The organism is Devriesea agamarum (genome assembly GCF_900070355.1).
Lineage (GTDB): Bacteria > Actinomycetota > Actinomycetes > Actinomycetales > Dermabacteraceae > Devriesea > Devriesea agamarum.
Window position 1 is genome coordinate 2,536,820 of the sequence record NZ_LN849456.1, and the last position, 16,719, is coordinate 2,553,538.

General features: G+C 61.9%; 17 protein-coding genes. 8 read left to right on the forward strand and 9 right to left on the reverse strand.

The annotated features are described in order from the left end of the window. Positions 1-54: 54 nt before the first annotated feature. The 3 genes from BN1724_RS10695 to BN1724_RS10705 form a co-directional block, all read right to left on the reverse strand. Positions 55-723 carry a hypothetical protein gene (locus BN1724_RS10695; protein ID WP_172797118.1) on the reverse strand — a complete coding sequence of 223 codons (669 nt, stop codon included), beginning with the start codon at positions 721-723 and terminating at the stop codon, positions 55-57. Beyond that, positions 717-1,853, reverse strand: coding sequence for a hypothetical protein (locus BN1724_RS10700; RefSeq protein ID WP_157085869.1), 1,137 nt, complete (start codon positions 1,851-1,853; stop codon positions 717-719). The genes BN1724_RS10695 and BN1724_RS10700 overlap by 7 nt, the downstream gene beginning before the upstream one ends. Before the next feature lie 70 nt (positions 1,854-1,923). Next, the gene (locus tag BN1724_RS10705) at positions 1,924-2,643 is read right to left on the reverse strand and encodes an ABC transporter ATP-binding protein (protein ID WP_172797119.1); all 720 of its coding nucleotides are present in this window, start codon (positions 2,641-2,643) and stop codon (positions 1,924-1,926) included. A gap of 463 nt (positions 2,644-3,106) precedes the next feature. On the opposite strand from BN1724_RS10705, the gene BN1724_RS10710 reads away from it, so the two are divergent. Next, the gene (locus BN1724_RS10710) at positions 3,107-3,406 is read left to right on the forward strand and encodes a hypothetical protein (protein ID WP_058235360.1); all 300 of its coding nucleotides are present in this window, start codon (positions 3,107-3,109) and stop codon (positions 3,404-3,406) included. Positions 3,407-3,960: 554 nt separating this feature from the next. On the opposite strand, the gene BN1724_RS10720 is transcribed toward BN1724_RS10710, so the two are convergent. The 3 genes from BN1724_RS10720 to purS all read right to left on the reverse strand — a co-directional run bounded on the left by BN1724_RS10720 (position 3,961) and on the right by purS (position 6,005). Then, complete coding sequence (locus BN1724_RS10720; RefSeq protein WP_058235362.1) at positions 3,961-4,719, reverse strand: DeoR/GlpR family DNA-binding transcription regulator; 759 nt, start codon at positions 4,717-4,719, stop codon at positions 3,961-3,963. Between the two features lie 303 nt (positions 4,720-5,022). Further along, positions 5,023-5,748 carry a phosphoribosylformylglycinamidine synthase subunit PurQ gene (purQ, locus tag BN1724_RS10725; protein ID WP_058235363.1) on the reverse strand — a complete coding sequence of 242 codons (726 nt, stop codon included), beginning with the start codon at positions 5,746-5,748 and terminating at the stop codon, positions 5,023-5,025. Beyond that, positions 5,748-6,005, reverse strand: a complete 258-nt coding sequence (gene purS / locus BN1724_RS10730; protein WP_058235962.1) for a phosphoribosylformylglycinamidine synthase subunit PurS — start codon at positions 6,003-6,005, stop codon at positions 5,748-5,750. Before purS ends, purQ begins: the two co-directional genes overlap by 1 nt. 72 nt (positions 6,006-6,077) lie before the next feature. Here purS and BN1724_RS10735 point away from each other — a divergent pair, with 72 nt between their 5' ends. Then, complete coding sequence (locus BN1724_RS10735; RefSeq protein WP_407919305.1) at positions 6,078-6,845, forward strand: MBL fold metallo-hydrolase; 768 nt, start codon at positions 6,078-6,080, stop codon at positions 6,843-6,845. Positions 6,846-6,959: 114 nt separating this feature from the next. Here the strand turns inward: BN1724_RS10735 and BN1724_RS10740 are convergent, their stop codons facing one another. Together BN1724_RS10740 and purD are read right to left on the reverse strand one after the other, a co-directional pair. Further along, positions 6,960-7,850 carry a phosphoribosylaminoimidazolesuccinocarboxamide synthase gene (locus BN1724_RS10740; protein WP_058235365.1) on the reverse strand — a complete coding sequence of 297 codons (891 nt, stop codon included), beginning with the start codon at positions 7,848-7,850 and terminating at the stop codon, positions 6,960-6,962. Continuing rightward, positions 7,847-9,295, reverse strand: a complete 1,449-nt coding sequence (purD, locus tag BN1724_RS10745) for a phosphoribosylamine--glycine ligase (RefSeq protein ID WP_407919306.1) — start codon at positions 9,293-9,295, stop codon at positions 7,847-7,849. Before purD ends, BN1724_RS10740 begins: the two co-directional genes overlap by 4 nt. 61 nt (positions 9,296-9,356) lie before the next feature. Here purD and truA point away from each other — a divergent pair, with 61 nt between their 5' ends. The 6 genes from truA (at position 9,357) to glmM (ending at position 15,500) form a co-directional block, all read left to right on the forward strand. Beyond that, positions 9,357-10,220, forward strand: coding sequence for a tRNA pseudouridine(38-40) synthase TruA (truA, locus tag BN1724_RS10750; RefSeq protein ID WP_058235366.1), 864 nt, complete (start codon positions 9,357-9,359; stop codon positions 10,218-10,220). A 401-nt stretch (positions 10,221-10,621) separates the two neighbouring features. Then, entirely contained in the window at positions 10,622-11,065 is a 444-nt protein-coding gene (rplM, locus tag BN1724_RS10755; protein ID WP_058235367.1) for a 50S ribosomal protein L13, read from the forward strand. Between the two features lie 54 nt (positions 11,066-11,119). Continuing rightward, positions 11,120-11,614 carry a 30S ribosomal protein S9 gene (gene rpsI / locus BN1724_RS10760; RefSeq protein WP_058235368.1) on the forward strand — a complete coding sequence of 165 codons (495 nt, stop codon included), beginning with the start codon at positions 11,120-11,122 and terminating at the stop codon, positions 11,612-11,614. A 199-nt stretch (positions 11,615-11,813) separates the two neighbouring features. Then, complete coding sequence (locus tag BN1724_RS10765; protein ID WP_197671790.1) at positions 11,814-13,049, forward strand: PTS transporter subunit IIC; 1,236 nt, start codon at positions 11,814-11,816, stop codon at positions 13,047-13,049. Continuing rightward, positions 13,049-14,041 carry a D-2-hydroxyacid dehydrogenase gene (locus BN1724_RS10770; protein WP_058235369.1) on the forward strand — a complete coding sequence of 331 codons (993 nt, stop codon included), beginning with the start codon at positions 13,049-13,051 and terminating at the stop codon, positions 14,039-14,041. The genes BN1724_RS10765 and BN1724_RS10770 overlap by 1 nt, the downstream gene beginning before the upstream one ends. A gap of 112 nt (positions 14,042-14,153) precedes the next feature. Further along, positions 14,154-15,500 carry a phosphoglucosamine mutase gene (gene glmM / locus BN1724_RS10775; protein ID WP_058235370.1) on the forward strand — a complete coding sequence of 449 codons (1,347 nt, stop codon included), beginning with the start codon at positions 14,154-14,156 and terminating at the stop codon, positions 15,498-15,500. Positions 15,501-15,641: 141 nt separating this feature from the next. Here glmM and coaA read toward each other — a convergent pair whose 3' ends face one another. Continuing rightward, positions 15,642-16,646 (reverse strand): type I pantothenate kinase, encoded by a 1,005-nt coding sequence (coaA, locus tag BN1724_RS10780; RefSeq protein ID WP_058235964.1) that lies wholly within the window; start codon positions 16,644-16,646, stop codon positions 15,642-15,644. Between the last annotated feature and the right edge of the window lie 73 nt (positions 16,647-16,719).

The window sequence follows — 16,719 nt, forward strand, 5'->3', positions numbered from 1 at the left end:
CGAGGCGGTGCTGGCGGTTCGCTCGATGTGGCGACTAGTTCGTTCTGGGGGCAGCTAGTTGCGCCGCCGCAGGACTCCCAGCCCGCTGAGCGCGATCACGACGATCAGTACCGCGGCACTGACGATGAGGCGCGGCAGGGATTCGATGCGGTTGATCAGCAGAATCGGATTGGAGCTCAGCATAATTCCCAGGGCCGCGTAGACGAATGGGATCAGCCATGCCCATGCCGCGCTCAGCAGATGCGTGCATACCCCAAGCAGGGCAATCACGGCGAACATGTTAGTCAGCGCCACCACCCAGGCCCCAGGGTCACCGGAGAGGAGTCCAGTGAGGAGGGCGGCCGCGCTGCTACAGACCGCGACGATACCGAGAATCCCAGCATCGATTGCTGCACAGCGACGAGGGTTTAAACGTTCCACCCAGCGCATGGGCGACTGTAAGAACGAGCTGATAATCGGGAGGGTGAGCAGTGGTAGGTACAGGTAGCCGTAGGCTAGGTGGTCCCGCTTAGCGCTGAGGGGATCCGGCGGTGCAGCGGGAACCGGGAAGGACGAAATCGCGACGCAGATTCCCGCGGCCACGAGGAAGGCCAGCCCATGAAGCATCGGACGGTGTACGCGCAACCACAGCATTCTGGCACCTGGCAGGCGCTTGTCCGAGGTCCGGGCCTTTGGCAGTCGGTCTTTCGGTCCCTGGCTACTCGGTAGATGGTCGGTCAGCATCCCGCCCCCAATCCGTGGTGCCACCAGGCGAGCTGGTCTTCCACGCTCTTTGAGGGCAGATTGCCCAAAGAATCGTCGGGGGTGGGGGTCCAGCCCAAGCGGAAAGAAAGCCAGTCGAAACGCTGAAATTTAACCAGGTGATCGCAGGTTTCCCGCCCAGATGCGGCTAAAGCGAGCATCTGGGCGGGATAAGCAGCAATATCTGACGTGGGAAGCTCTGCGTCATTGGCCTGAGACTTTAACCCTAATTCGACGTAACGAGCTGGCCTAGCCGATGTTGGAAGAACCTTTTCCACTTTCTCTGCGCCGTTGAGCAGAGCGGGAAGAAAACGCTCGTGGTCGGTGAAGACACACACCTCAGTGTGCCCAGTGCTCTGACAGCTCATAGCCGTGGAGTCTTTGATGGTGTTCGCTCGTTCAATGGGCCCGGTGACCAGCAATATCGCTCCGATTATGGCGGACAGTGCACTTAACGTTGTGATGGTTCTCCGGGAGCGGGATATGAGACATCCCGCAACGGCTAAAAGTATGGCAAGGGAGATGAAGAAGAAAACCTGCCCAATATAGAACCGATGCGCCGGCATTAAAGGGAGTGGCATAGAAATGCCCGGAGAAACGCTGAAGTTGGTGAAGATTGAAGGGTCGAAAGCAGCGCCAATGACGGGGGCAAGGAAGCCGAGGATTACCAGCGTAGGAAAGGCGAATGCCGGATGCCAGATGCGGCCAAGGAGATGTCCCGCGAACACTTGGCAGCAGAAGAACGCCAGCGACGCGATCGCAGGCCATGCGGAAGGGTGCGAAGGCCGGGGGTTGACCGCCAGGGTTATCGCATAGGCAGTGAGTGCGAGGATGACCCACCCGGCTAATGGCCAGCAGATCACCTGCCACATCGCGTGAAGCGAACCGCGCCAGCCCGGTGCGTATTGGCGCAGCTGGTGCAGTGCTCGTCCATTGCGCTGTGCGTCGAGGCAGATCAATAGGGAGGCCAGCAATCCGCACAGGAGAGCGGTTACACCGATGCTCTGACCTGTGTCGTTCCAATCTCCTATCCACGAGGTGTCCTCCCGCATCCGGAGGGCACCGGAGACGAGGACGGCAAGACATGCGAGGTGGGGAAGTCTGATTCTCATCGGCCCGACTGTTAACGGTCTGTCTCTCATGAGGCGGCCCTCAAAACACTCACGAGTCGACTCGAGATGTTCATGGGATGGCCTTCGGGTTCGGTAGGGGACTCGACATCGCAGCGATAAACACCTCGTCGAGATCATCGTCGGCCGATGCCTGATAGGCGGTGCGGAACTCCTGAACAGATCCGTGGAAAAGCGACGTGCCCTCACGCAAAAGAATGAGGTCATCAGTGACGGAGCTCAGATCCGCTAATGCATGGGAGGAGACGATAACGATTCGTTCCTGTCCGAGCTCGTGGATCATCGACAAAATGCTGCGACGCTGGATCGGGTCGAGATCGTTGGTCGGTTCATCTAGGAGGACGACCTGCGGGGAGTGTGCGATGGCGCAGCATATGGCGAGGCGTCGGATGGTGCCGCCCGAGAGCTTCCGGCAGGGCCGCTCCGCGTATTCTGCGAGGTCGAAACGTTCGAGGAGAGTTCGGGCCTGACCGATTGTGGCGTTTGACCTGTCCCTATGAAGCCAGGCGGTGTATCGCAGGACCTCGACGGGAGTGAGGTCGCGGGGCAGCGTGGGGTTTTGGGGCAGCATGCCGAGGTTTTCAGCCTGCAACGGCGCACCATTGAGGGTGATACGTCCCTTGGCTTTGCGAATCAGACCGGCTAAAGAATGCAGCAGCGTAGTTTTCCCTGCCCCATTCGGACCAGCTAGCAGAGTGACGCCGCATGTGACGGTAAGTTTTGGTATCTCCAACGAGAAACCGGAGTAGGTGACGCTCACCTGCTCGAGCATGAGCCGCATCGTCTGCTCGAGCCGTATTGACGCAGTGGCAGGATGAGAGTTGGAAACCAACGGTACTCACCGCCCTCAGCCGACGGGTGATGTCAGGCGCTGGATGGCTGTCGGACGGGGCGTTTTGTAGCGGGCGCTCGCCGATATCAGCGTGGTTGTGCATCGGATAGCTCGCATCATTGGGGTCTCCGAACGGGATAAAGAAGGGATAGTTCAGGCGTCCTTCTCGCGACGATATAGCCGCAGTATTGCCGAGGTCAAAGGGGGCGCGAACAGTGCCGCTGCCTTGGTGTGACCTCTTTTGCGTGCGTCATCAAAGCACCAAGAACCATCGAGGCCTGCTGCATTGTCAGATCGCGCACGGCACGTCGTCGAAAGATCCTCCTACCTCCACGTAAAACACTCCGCAGGGTAAAGCCGGTCGATGGATTAAAAGCTGGTCCGCCTGTGCAAAACTTGCGTCATGTATCCCATTGACGAGCCGCTCTCGCCCGCAGATATCGAACTTCTCGAACAGGCAGGGGTTACCGCACGTCTGCTCCGCCGGTTTCCTGTCGACGGACCGTTTACGCTTGATGAAGCGAAGGAGCTCACCAAATATGATGTCCCTGCTTTGCTTGCCATGCTGCGATCGGCACCGGTTGACGAGCCCTTTGCGCCGGAACAAGTGATCGAAGCTGCCCGCAGAGGTACCTACCCTGAGGGGGCCTTCAACGATGACGGCCCAATATCCGCCGCAGAGTACATCGACCGATTGCGCTGATTAGCCTTGCTGGGACTCGTGGGTGGCTGAGATGTCCTTGCTGACGGCACCAAGGGCATCTCAGGTTCGTCCTGCTAAGAACCGGTGGCGCTGCTTACGGATTTTGTGTACGACTTCCGGCCTAGCTCTGGCAGGGCAGGCCGATCAATTACGCCCTATGAGCCGCCGATGCCAAGGTTACGTACGACCTGCGGACCAGCTCCGGCACGTCGATCAACTGCGCCCTGTGCACCGCTGCTCCTAAAACTGACGCATTGGCTGTCATTGATTGAGTTATCGCGACGGTGAGCGCCGCCGGTTACTTTTCTGCCTATCTCCTCGAATCGCAGCCGCGATGATAACCACGAAGGCCACTGTTAACGGAATCCACAGCGAAACCAAGACATCGCCCAGACTCCTGTCGGTGATGGCGGAATATAACCAGACCGCGCCTCCCGCGAGCAGTAAGAAGACAGCCACGGTGGTAACTAGGCGAAATACCAGGTCTTGGAGGCTAGAGGAGGTCGTCGGCCGCATCTTCACGGGGTAGTCCTTTCCGTATCAGCTATGTGTTTTTAGTCGGCGATATGAACTATGACCCCGGCGGTGCGGAATTCGTCGAGCGCAGATTCGGGGGCGTCGGCGGTGGTGACGAGGTCGTTAATGTCGTCGAGGTCGGCGAAGCGGAAGCTTGAGGTGCGGGAAAGTTTGTCGCCGGTCGCAGCCAAAATCACGTGGGCCGAGGAGGCGATGATTGCTTGTTTGACTTTTGCGTCTTCGTGGGTGGTGACCGTGAGGCCGTTGCTTGGGGTGGCGGAACAGGTTCCGATAATGGCGACGTCGGCCCGGAAGTCCTTGAGTGCGGCGATGGATTCGCTGGCGGTGGTGCGCAGGCTCCCGGGTTTGATCTGTCCGCCGGGGGTTATGACGGTGGCGGCCTCTGATTCGCCGAGGGGAACGGCTGAGCGCAGGGAGAGGCAAAGTGCGGTCAGGGGTTTGCCGACGAGTGCGTGCGCGATCGCGACGGTGGTGGAGCCGTTGTCGAGGATGATCGACATGTCGTCGTGGATGAGGGAGGCGACGAGGCGAGCGATTGACTCTTTGTCGTCCGCGTGTTCTGCGGCGCGTAAGGCGTATGGCTGCGGGGTTCCGCGCAAATTGACAGCTACTGCCCCTCCGTGGATGCGGCGCAGCAGGCCGTGACCTGCGAGGTCGGCGAGGTCTCGGCGGATGGTGATTGCGGAGGCGCCGGTGAGCTGGACTAGTGCGTCGACTGATACGGGTTGTGTACCCAACGCGCGAATGATCGTCTTATGTCGAGATGACCGTTGCATATGATCATTTGATCATCAACAGTAGCCGCATGACAACCATCATCAGCAATCTATGGCACCTATTTGTCACGCGTGGACTGCGGATTACCGGCGCAATGACCGCACAGCTCGACCTCGACCGGCTAGATTTCGCCGACCCCGACTAGAGACAGATCGACCCCGGTTAGGCCCGAGTCAAGCCCGACTGGGTGCGAGCCGAATCCAACTACGGGTAGGCCGAGCCCGACCGGATGCACGCCGACCCCGACTGGATGCACGCCAACCCCGACAAGGTCAGGCCGACCCCGGCTAAGGGTAGTCAGCCTAGGCCGCGAACGCCGAGATGACCGAGGTAAAAAATGCCAGGCCATCGGTTCCAGTGCGAGTGCCCTGCCCGGGCTCGTCAGGACCGAAACCGACCTCGACGGCATGCTCCGGATGCGGCATCAACCCGACCACATTGCCTGCGGCATTCGTAATCCCCGCGATGTCACGCACGGAGCCGTTGGGATTCACCTCGGTACCCGCCGGGCCACCCACCGCCCCCGACACGTAACGGAAGACGATCCGTCCCTCAGCCTCCAGCTCATCAGCGGTGCGCTGGTCGCACACAAACTGGCCATCCTGGTTCTTCAGCGGAATCCGAATCACCTGACCGGCCTCGAAATCAGAGGTCCATGCCGTCCGGTTGTTCTCCACGCGCAACGGCTGGTCGCGGCAGATGAAGGTGCGGTGAGCATTCTTGATCATGGCGCCAGGCAGCAGATGCGTTTCGGTGAGAATTTGAAATCCGTTACAGATCCCGAGCACCGGCATTCCGCCGCGGGCCGCATCGGCCACCGTTTCCATGACCGGAGCAAACCGACTGATCGCTCCGGCGCGCAAATAGTCGCCGTAAGAGAATCCGCCGGGAAGAACCACCGCATCGACGCCATGCAGATTGCCGTCGGCATGCCACAGCGACACCGGCTGCGCCCCGGCCACACGAATCGCGCGCAACGCATCCCGATCATCCAGGGATCCGGGGAACGTGACGACGCCGATCCGCATCAGGCGTCCTTCTCTGCGGCGCGAACGGACACCACATCTTCGATGACCGGGTTGGACAAAAGAATTCGGGCGGCCTCAGCGGCGCGGGCCAGGACCTCCTCGGTCACCTCGCCCTCCACCTCAAGCTCGAAGCGCTTACCTTGGCGCACACCGGTAAATCCGTGCAGTCCAAGCCGGGGCAGCGCCCCGGCGACCGCCTTACCTTGAGGGTCTAAAATCTCGGGCTTCGGCATGACGTCGACGACAACGCGTCCCATGTGCTCTCCCTCGGGGTCGGTGCGCGGGCGGCAGATGACGCGCACCATTCTAGAGTGAAATGGCAGGTGGTGATGACGCAGTCCGCTGTGGGCACTAGATTGGTAATACACCCCGAAGATGGGGGCTTACGACGAGGAAAAGGGCCTGCCGTGAAGATTCGCCATTACCGCCATTCGTGCATGAGTGTCAGCCTCGCCGGGAAACAGTTGCTCGTGGATCCAGGCAATTTCTCCGACCCCGTGGTCGGCAGCCTGACGGGCCTTTCTGCGGTGCTGCTTACCCATGGACATGCCGACCATGCTGACCCGGATCTCATTGACCGGGTGGTGCTGCGCAATCCGTCTGCCCGGCTATTAGCCGACCCTGAGACCGCTCGCACGCTTGGAAAAGCGGAGCGGAATATTGAGGCGCTTCCCCCGGGACACGAGGTGCACCTGCCTGGAGATATTCGCATTAACGCCATCGGCGGCCAGCATGCGGTGATTCACTCCGATATCCCGCGGGTGGCCAACGTCGGTTTAGTAGTGACGGCACCGGGTGAACCCCGGTTGGGAATCACCGGTGACAGTCTCGATGTGCTGTCCGAATGGACCGGGGTCGATGTTCTCGCCGCGCCGTTAATGGCCCCGTGGAGCAACCTATCCGAGACCATCGAGTTCGTGCGGGCAGCTCGTCCCAAGCGGTTTCTGCCGGTGCACGATGGTCTTTTGACACCGCAGGGTCGTGCGATGTACATGCGCCAGCTGATCGCCCACGCCCCGGCTGGAACCGAAATCCTGGACTGGCCGACCTCTCAAACGGTCACCATTCGTTCTGACGTGGGTGGTATCGACTTCTAAACCGCATCGCCTGCGGTCTCACTGAGCGGGTGGGCCCAGCGTCGAGCCTCAGCTGAACTTGACGCTCGGCCATCGAGGCTCGACTAGAGCCAGCTCCCGGTCAGAATCGCTTAACTAGAACCGGGTTCCAGTCAAACGCTCATACGCCTCAACGTAGCGGGCACGGGTGCGATCAACGACTTCGGATGGCAAGACCGGCGGGGCAGTATCGCTTCGCCGGTCCCAACCGGAGGCCGGACTATTCAGCCACGACCGCAGCACCTGCTTGTCCATGCTCGGCGGAGCAGACCCGACCCGATAATCGGCGCGGTCCCAAAACCGTGAGGAATCAGGCGTGAGCACTTCGTCGCCGAGCGTCAGCGTCCCGTCGAGCCGGCTGTGCCCAAACTCCAGTTTGGTGTCCGCGATGATTAATCCCCGCTCCGAGGCGATGGCTTGTGCACGACGGTAGATCTCGATAGTGAGGTATTCCAGGTCGGTCCCAAGGCGCTCGCCGATCAGGTCTCGTGCCTGCGCCACCGTGATGTTCTCATCGTGCTCGCCCTGCTCAGCTTTGGTCGCCGGAGTAAACAGGGGCTGCGGGAGCGGGGACGCATCGACCAAACCGGCAGGCAGTAAATGCCCACCGACGGCGCCATCGCGCTGATAGTCGGCTAGCCCCGATCCGGTGAGGTATCCGCGCACCACGCATTCGATAGGCACCATATCCAGCCCTCGGCACAGCAGCGCGCGCCCTGCGACCTCAGCGGGCACCTGATCGGATGAAATCACATGGTGCGGGACGATATCGGCCAGCTGTTCAAACCAGAACAGACTGATCGCGGTGAGAATCCGGCCCTTGTCCGGGATCTCGGGACTCAACACATGGTCGAACGCGCTGATGCGGTCGGTGGCAACCATCAACACGTCGTGAGCTGACGCTGGGTCCTCGCCAGTGCGTACATACAGCTCGCGGACTTTGCCTGAGGCGACGTGATCCCAGCCGGGAAGTGTCGGCACGCTCATGACTCACCGTCCTCGGAGGCTGCGGACCGGGACCCGGGTCGGGATGCTACCTGGGATGCTGCAAGAGCAATATCGGTGCGGAAATGCGCACCCGGCAGTGAAACCTCGCGAAGCCCGGCGTAGGCGACCTTTCGCGCCGACGCCAGATCGACTCCCGTGCCGACCGTGCACAGCACCCGGCCCCCGGCGGAGATCAGCTGTCCGTCCTGATGGCACGATGTTCCCGCGTGCAGAACATGGGCGCCGGTGGCTGGAACGCGGTCAAGGCCCGTGATCGGGTCTCCGGTGCGCGGCGTGCCTGGGTAGCCGTCGGCAGCGAGAACCACCGCCACTGCTGCGTCCTCGCTCCATTCCAGCGGTCCCACCCGGTCGAGGGTTCCGGTGGCCGCGGCCAGCAACACGCTAGACAGCGGGGTGCGCAGTCGTTCCAGGACCACCTGGGTTTCCGGGTCGCCAAAGCGCACGTTGAACTCGACCACCCGCACACCGCGCGAGGTGAGCGCAAGACCGATGAACAGCAGACCACTAAACGGGGTGCCACGGCGCACCATGTCGCGCAGAGTCGGCCGGGCTACGCGTTCGACGACCTCGTCAACGAGTTCGGACGGGGCCCATGGAAGCGGCGAATACGCCCCCATACCCCCGGTGTTGGGGCCTTCATTGTTGGTGAAGGCCCGTTTGAAATCCTGGGCGGGCGCTAACGGAATGACGTCCTCACCGTCGCAAATACAGAACAGGGACAGTTCGGGGCCGTCGAGGAATTCTTCGAGCAGCACCGAACTGCCGGGCTCAGCAAGGCAGGTCCGGGCGTGGGCGAGTGCCTCATCCCGGTTGGGGGTCACCACCACCCCCTTACCGGCGGCGAGACCATCGGCCTTAACCACATAGGGAATAGCTGCCGTATAGGGAACGGTGTCTAGATGGGGGTCTTGACCTGCGCCGGGATCTGCCACCAGATCGGGAGACGTTGCCCTATCGGCGGACTGCTCCCCGGGTGGATTCACCGTGTCCAGACCAGCGTCCACCTCATCGAGGGCGGTGCACACCACGGCGCTTGCCGTCGGCACACCGGCACTGCGCATCACCTCTTTGGCGAATGACTTTGAGCCTTCTAACCGGGCCGCGGCTGCGCTCGGGCCGAACACTGGGTGCCCATCGGCCCGCAGATCATCGGCGATTCCAGCGACCAGCGGGGCTTCGGGTCCGATGACGATCAGGCCGGGTTGTAGTTCCCGAGCCAGAGCGATCAGTCCGTTTCGGTCGTTCACAGACACGTTGTGGCGGGTCACGGTCTGGCCGTGGCACGTGGACGGGTCGCTCATCCCGGGGTTACCCGGGGCGACATGAATGTCGGGGGTGGGGTTTTCGCGGGCGAACGCGCGCACAATGGCGTGTTCACGCCCTCCGGATCCGATGACGAGAATACTCAGGGGGCTGGTAGTCACAGGGAAAGAGTAGCGGTCCGCGCGCTCATCGGACTGGGCATCTTGCCACTACGATCTCGATATGTCTTATCGCGTCCGCCTCGACCTCGCCTACGACGGAACAGCTTTCCACGGTTGGGCGCGCCAGCCGGGGCAACGAACCGTGCAAGGTGCCCTCGAGGCCGCGCTCAGCACCGTGATGCGCAGCGAGGTCAGCGTGACGGTGGCGGGGCGGACGGATGCCGGGGTCCACGCGCGAGGGCAGGTCGCTCACCTGGATGTTGACCCTGAGGCGTGGGAAGCGTTGCCCGGTCGCTCCGACCGGACTCCCGGCGATGCGCTGCTTGGACGCCTGATTGCGCTGCTTCCCGCGGATATTGCGGTGCAGCGGGCTCGGAGAGTTCCCGACGAGTTCGACGCGCGGTTCGCGGCTTTACATCGGACCTACCGGTACCGGATTTGTGACCGGGTAGAGCGTCGCGATCCGATGCGGCGCGATGTGCTGTGGCATCGCCGCCCGCTCGACGTCGAGGCAATGCAGAACAGTGCCCAAGCCCTTCTCGGCGAACACGATTTTTTGTCGTTCTGTCGGCCTCGTGAGGGGGCTAGCACTATTCGGACACTGATCGACCTGTTCTGGGAGCGACCCCATGAGGGACATGCCGACGCCGGGCTGGTGGTGGCAACGGTTCGAGCCGACGCGTTTTGTCACCACATGGTGCGGTCCCTGGTGGGGGCTGCGCTCGCCGTGGGGGAGGGGCGGCGCCCGGTGTCCTGGCCGAGGGAACTGCTAGAAGCCTGCACACGGGAGTCCTCAGGGGCAGCCCCCATGGCGCCGGCCACGGGCTTGACCTTGGAAAGCGTTGTCTATCCGCCGGTGGGGATGTTGGCGGATCAAGTACGAGCTGCGCGCACCCGACGTGGCCCAACTGATACGACGATATGAACCGCTCTGGTCAACGCTGAAAACTACCCATTGACATAGACACTGCGTGGAGTCGGACACATTTTTTTCCAGGGTTTTATGGCAAGACCCGTCTGACAAGCAGAATTGCAGGTCGCGCGCTCGTTTAGCCGCTGGGACCCATTGACCGGAGCGTCATTGCCCCGTAACCTTTGAGGTCGTTGTGCCCTGTTGCGCACCCGGAATGCTGCCGTCTCTCACACCGTCAGCCTGCGGGTCCTCACACGCAACCGATCCCCGAATGGGGCAGGCCTGGGCGCAACCCCTGTACACGGTCATGCTTTTGCCGAAGGAAGCGTGTCCACGGTCCATCGAACCGTGCTTTGCAGACCGGGCGCATCGGCGCACGGGCACAAGGCACCCGACGAGAGAAGAAGGCACGAGTGCGTACGTTCACCCCGAAGGCCGACGATGTCGAGCGTTCTTGGTACGTCATCGACGCAACGGATGTCGTCCTCGGCCGGCTCGCTTCCCAGGCTGCAACTTTGCTGCGGGGCAAGCACAAGCCGGTCTTCGCACCCCACGTGGATGCAGGCGACTTCGTCATCATCATCAACGCTGAGAAGGTTGCCCTGACTGGCAACAAGCGCGAGACCAAGCTGGCTTACCGCCACTCCGGATACCCCGGTGGTCTGCGCTCCACGAAGTACTCCGAACTGCTTGAGAAGCGCCCCGACCGGGCTATCGAGAAGGCTGTCAAGGGCATGCTGCCCAAGAACTCCCTCGCGGCCCAGCAGCTCAAGAAGCTCAAGGTCTACGCCGGCCCGGAGCACCCGCACGCGGCGCAGAAGCCTGTCGCGTTCACCATCGACCAGGTGGCGCAGTAACGGGCCCGGCCCGTGCTCCGCTGAGACCACACGTAGAGACATCTGAGGAGAATCGTGGCAGAGACCACCACCACCGAAGACATTGATGTCGACGACGCGCCGACGAGCTACACGACCGAGTCGGTCGAGGAGGTCGTCGTTGGCCGCGGGTCGTCCATCACCGCACCCGGCGCCGGAACCGGACGCCGTAAGGAAGCCGTCGCCCGCGTCCGCCTGATCCCCGGATCGGGTGAATGGAAGATCAACGGGCGCTCCCTGGAGGAGTACTTCCCGAACAAGGTCCACCAGCAGATCGTTGGAGAGCCCTTCAAGGTTCTCGACCTGCAGGGCCGTTTCGACGTCGTCGCCCGCATCAGCGGCGGCGGCGTATCCGGCCAGGCCGGTGCTCTGCGCTTGGGTGTTGCCCGTGCGCTGAACGAAATCGACGTGGACAACAACCGTCCGACCCTGAAGAAGGCCGGATTCCTCACACGTGACGCCCGCGTCATCGAGCGGAAGAAGGCCGGTTTGAAGAAGGCCCGCAAGGCACCGCAGTACTCCAAGCGCTGAGTTCCTTCTTCACTGTGCACAGCACAAGGCCCCCGTTACACACGCAACGGGGGCCTTGTGCATTATTGACCTCGTATTTCCACTCTGGCTCAGCAGTCGATTGGCTTACCAGCTGATCTCATCTGCTCGGCTCCGGCTTACCAGCTGGATCTCCCTTTCCCCTGGCCCCCACAAGGCGCCTTCGCTATAAGGACCCATTGTGTTCGACACTCGTATGACGCCGAAGCTCTTCCTCGACCGCGTGCTCAACGGCGCGGCAATCGGAATCGTTGTCGGTCTCGTTCCCAACGCCATCACCGGGGAATTATTTAAATTCCTCGCTCGCACCTATCCCGGTATCGGCCTGTTCTCCACCCTGCACGAAGTAGTGGTCGGTCTCCAATTCACTGTCCCCGTGATCGTCGGGGTTCTCATCGGGATGCAGTTCTCTTTCACCGCGGTCCAAACGGTTATCGTCGGTACCGCAACCTTTGTTGGATCGGGTGCCATGCAGTTCACCTCCGACGGGGTGGTCAAGCTAGTCGGAATCGGCGACCTCATCAACACCATGCTGACCGCCTCAGTGGCGGTGCTTATCCTCGCCCTGGTCGGTAACCGCCTGGGAAGTCTCACCGTGCTCTTCCTGCCCATTATCGGTGGCGGGCTTTCTGGGCTCATCGGCCTGTTGACATTGCCGTATGTCCGGTCGATCACCGGGGCTATTGGGGCGCTGGTCAACGCCATCGCCAAAGACAGCAACCTCGGTGTTTTCGCGGCGGTGCTGATCGCCGTTATCTTCGCCATCATGATCGTCTCCCCGATCTCTACCGTCGGCGTTGCCCTCGCAATCGGCATTGACGGCCCCGCATCGGGTGCCGCCAATCTCGGTATCGCAGCGGCCGCTGCCATGCTCATGGTGGGCAGCCTCCGGATCAACTCCGCCGGCGTGACCTGGTCGGTGTTCCTGGGTGCGATGAAGATGATGATGGGTAACCTCATTAAGCATCCGATTATGGTGCTGCCGCTGGCCCTGGTTGCCGGCGTGACGGGCCTGGTTGGCGGGCTGGTAGGCATCACCGGCACTCCCGCTTCCGCGGGCTTTGGTCATTCGGGTCTGGTCGGTCCAATTGCTGCCCTGCAAGGTATGCATGGATCGGTGCTCGCCAATATGGGCATTCTGGTCGTGGTCTACTTTGTGGTGCCGATTGGATTGGCTGTTTTGGTGCATTGGCTGCTCGCCTACCGGACTGGCGTGTACGCGCCGTCGATCTTCGCGTTTTCCGCGCAGGCTGCGCCCGCACCGAAACAGGACGCCGCGCCGAAGCAGGATTCCGCAACGAACCACGGCGACAAGGTGGATAGTCCCTCTGCGCCGGTGTCGGACACCGAGACAGACAAACCCGCCGCGACGTCATCCGACGCCAGCGGACTCGATGATGAAAGGGCTGGTTCCTGATGAAAATTCTGTTTATGGGCGTGCGCGACGACGAACGCGCCGCGGTTGGCTCATGGAGCGCCGCTCACCCCGAACATGACGTCACCACCACCACTGATGTTCTGACGGCTAAGACGGTCGATACCCTCAAGGGTTACGACACGGTCACCGTTCAGCAGGTCATCGTCCCTGAGGCTGAGGTCTACCCGCGTCTGCGTGAACTGGGCATCACCCAGCTGTCTAGCCGTACCGCCGGGGTGGATATGTATGACCTTGAGCGTGCACGCGAATACGGCATCAGCGTGAGCAACGTTCCGGTGTATTCCCCCAATGCTATCGCCGAGTTCGCTCTCACCAGCGCTTTGCATCTGACCCGTCGTTTCCCGGTGATCCTGGACCGGATGGCTGAACAAGATTTCCGTTTCGCAGGGATGATCGGTCGCGAGCTGGCCACCATGACCGTTGCGATTCTCGGAACCGGGTCGATCGGTCTTGTTACCGCCCGGCACTTCCGTTCCCTGGGGGCGCGCGTGATCGGCTATGACCCGTTCCCTCGGGATGAGTTCCATGAGATCGGTCAGTACATCGACACTATTGAGGAGGCAGTTGCTGACGCCGACCTCATCTCCTTGCACATGCCTGCCATGGCCGATAACCATCATCTGTTTAACGCGGACATGTTCGCTCGTATGCGCCGCGGCGCCATCTTGGTGAACTGCGCCCGCGGAGCTCTCGTGGACTCCGAGGCGCTTTTGGAAGCGCTGAATTCCGGTCAACTTGGCGGGGCTGCACTCGACACGTACGAGAACGAACAGCGGTATTTCCGTGCCGACTGGAGAGAACGCGACCTGGGTGACCCGACTCTGGAAGCGCTGCTCAATCACCCGGCTGTTCTCGTCACCCCTCACGTCGCGTTCTACACCGACACCGCGGTGGAAAACCTGGTTTATGGCGGGCTCGATAACGCGGTGGAGGCGGCCACTCGGGGCACCTGCGCCTCCGTGATGAACTGAGCCACTCGCTCAATCCGAGCGGTCTCACACTGTAACCTGAGGTTGACTTTTACCACCGGCTGTCTGCCGCAGACCTAAGCGGCGGACGGTCGGGCTAATGGAAGGAAACACTATGACCCGAATCTTTGGCACCGACGGTGTGCGCGGAACCGCGAACGAGGACATCACCGCAGAACTCGCGGTGGACCTAGCGGTCGCGGCCGCCCACATTCTGGCTACCTTCGGGGCCTTCGATGAGGGACGCGCCCGGGCCATCGTCGCCCGGGACACCCGGCCCTCGGGTCACTTCCTGTCGGCAGCTGTGTGCGCGGGTCTCGCCTCCGCCGGGGTGGATGTTCAAGACGCCGGGGTGCTGCCCACCCCGGGCCTTGCCTACCTGGTACAGTCCACCGGAGCCGACCTCGGGGTGATGATCTCCGCCTCTCACAACCCGATGGAAGACAACGGCATTAAATTCCTCGCTCGCGGCGGGATCAAGTTGCCCGACGAGGTTGAAAACGCCATTGAAAGCCGTCTGCGCGAGGACTGGAACCGACCCAAGGGAACCCAGGTCGGCACCATCACGCCTTACCCGAACCCGGTGGAACAGTATGTGGGCCACCTGGTCCAAACGGTGCCGAGGCCCTTGGACGGGCTGGTGATTGTCGCCGACTGCGCAAATGGGGCCGCCGCCGTCACGGGTCCGCTCGCTTTGCGGGCCGCTGGCGCCACCGTGCACGTGATGGGTGACCTCACCGACGGTAAACAAATCAACGAGGAATGCGGCTCAACCCATATGGACGCGCTGTGTGCCCGCGTGCGCGAAGTTGGTGCAGATGCAGGGGTTGCGTTCGACGGTGACGCTGACCGGTTCCTGGCTGTGGACGCCAACGGCAATGTGGTGGACGGCGATCAGATCATGGGTATTCTCGCCCTCGCCTTGAAGGATCGCGGCGAGCTCGTGGACAACGTGCTGGTGACCACGGTGATGTCGAATCTTGGGCTGCGGCTGGGTATGCGTGAGCACGGGGTGTCTTTGAACCAGACGGCGGTGGGGGACCGCTATGTGCTTGAAGAAATGGCGCGCGGTGGGTACTCGCTTGGCGGGGAACAGTCCGGCCACGTGATTATGAGCGCCCATGCCACCACCGGCGACGGTGAGTTGACGGCATTGCATGTGCTGGCGCGTATGGCGCAGACCGGTCGTTCACTTGCTGATCTCGCCTCGGTGGTTCAGCGGTTGCCGCAGGTCATGTTGAATGTGCGCGGGGTCGATAAAGCGCGCGCGTCCATTGATCATGAAGTGCTCGATGCGGTGGAAGAAGCTGAGCGCGAGCTCGGGGACTCCGGTCGGGTTCTGCTGCGCCCGTCTGGCACGGAGCCGGTGGTGCGCGTGATGGTTGAGGCAGCCACACAGGAGGAGGCTCAGCGCGTCGCCGATCATTTGGCCGGCGTGGTGCGTTCACGCCTGTCACTGTGACCGGGATGAGTAGCCGGGATGAGTTGACGCCGTGACCCGGATGGGCTGACGCTGCAGCCCGCATGAGTCGACGCCATGGCCCGGATTAGAAGGGCCGGTACGCTGTGACGCGGAGGTGCTGTTGCTGTGGCCTGGACGCAGTCAGATGCGGCGCAGGAGCACTTTGTGCACGTGGTGGTCTGATCCCTTGCGCAATACCAGGTCCGCGCGTCCGCGCGTGGGTAGCACGTTTTCCATCAGGTTTGGGCCGTTGATCTCTCGCCAGATGCTGCCCGCGAGCTCGACCGCGTCTTCGTCCGACAGATCAGCGAAGCGCCGGAAATAGGAGCTGGGATCGGTAAACGCCGTCCGCCTTAACGATAGGAAACGCTCGACATACCAGCGTTGAACGTCTTCCGGTTTGGCATCGACGTAAATCGAGAAATCGAAGAAGTCGGAGATTGCCACTCCGACTCGTCCGTCGGTGCGCGGCCTGGACGGCTGCAAGACATTGAGTCCTTCGAGAATGAGCACGTCCGGCCGCTCCACCACCACCTCAGCACCCGGCACGATGTCGTATACCAGATGCGAATACACCGGAGCTACCACGCGTTCCTTACCGCTTTTGACATCGGAGACGAACCGCAGCAGCGATCGACGGTTATACGACTCGGGAAAACCCTTGCGCGCCATGAGTCCGCGTCGTTCCAGTTCCGCATTGGGACGCAAAAACCCGTCGGTGGTCACCAACTGAACCCGAGGGGTGTCGGGCCAGCGGGCCATGAGCTCACGCAGGAGCCGGGCCGTGGTGGATTTACCAACCGCTACCGAACCGGCGACTGCGATCACGAACGGGGTGCGCACTAAGTTGTCGCCCAGGAAGGCGCTGCGCTGTTCACGAAGCTTTTGAGCTGCCGCAACTTGCAGGTTGAGCAGGTGCGAGATGGGGCGATAGACGTCATCGACCTCGCGTAGATCCAGCCGTTCGCCAAGCCCACGGATGTGCTCGACATCCTCCGCGGTCAGCGGCAACGGGGTTTGTTCAGATAGTCGCGCCCATTCCTCGCGACCAATCTCGTCGAATAGTGTCCAGTTCGACGATGTGGCGGACCTCGAGGTGGGCGGCCGGTGCTCTGACGCAGCTGGGGCCGATGACGGGGCGCTCATGGTGTCCCATTGTTCCACCCGGGATGTCCCACTCGGTACGCGGACGGTCGCATAGAGGGCTTTGGGTATGTCC

Excerpts from the sequence above, each read along its gene's own strand:
- BN1724_RS10705 (WP_172797119.1), bottom strand. The coding sequence starts at position 2,643 with ATGCTCGAGCAGGTGAGCGTCACCTACTCCGGTTTCTCGTTGGAGATA.
- BN1724_RS10695 (WP_172797118.1), bottom strand. The coding sequence starts at position 723 with ATGCTGACCGACCATCTACCGAGTAGCCAGGGACCGAAAGACCGACTG.
- BN1724_RS10710 (WP_058235360.1), top strand. The coding sequence starts at position 3,107 with ATGTATCCCATTGACGAGCCGCTCTCGCCCGCAGATATCGAACTTCTC.
- BN1724_RS10720 (WP_058235362.1), bottom strand. The coding sequence starts at position 4,719 with ATGCAACGGTCATCTCGACATAAGACGATCATTCGCGCGTTGGGTACA.
- BN1724_RS10770 (WP_058235369.1), top strand. The coding sequence starts at position 13,049 with ATGAAAATTCTGTTTATGGGCGTGCGCGACGACGAACGCGCCGCGGTT.
- purS (WP_058235962.1), bottom strand. The coding sequence starts at position 6,005 with ATGGGACGCGTTGTCGTCGACGTCATGCCGAAGCCCGAGATTTTAGAC.
- BN1724_RS10735 (WP_407919305.1), top strand. The coding sequence starts at position 6,078 with ATGACGCAGTCCGCTGTGGGCACTAGATTGGTAATACACCCCGAAGAT.
- truA (WP_058235366.1), top strand. The coding sequence starts at position 9,357 with ATGTCTTATCGCGTCCGCCTCGACCTCGCCTACGACGGAACAGCTTTC.
- purQ (WP_058235363.1), bottom strand. The coding sequence starts at position 5,748 with ATGCGGATCGGCGTCGTCACGTTCCCCGGATCCCTGGATGATCGGGAT.
- BN1724_RS10740 (WP_058235365.1), bottom strand. The coding sequence starts at position 7,850 with ATGAGCGTGCCGACACTTCCCGGCTGGGATCACGTCGCCTCAGGCAAA.
- BN1724_RS10700 (WP_157085869.1), bottom strand. The coding sequence starts at position 1,853 with ATGAGAATCAGACTTCCCCACCTCGCATGTCTTGCCGTCCTCGTCTCC.
- glmM (WP_058235370.1), top strand. The coding sequence starts at position 14,154 with ATGACCCGAATCTTTGGCACCGACGGTGTGCGCGGAACCGCGAACGAG.
- coaA (WP_058235964.1), bottom strand. The coding sequence starts at position 16,646 with ATGAGCGCCCCGTCATCGGCCCCAGCTGCGTCAGAGCACCGGCCGCCC.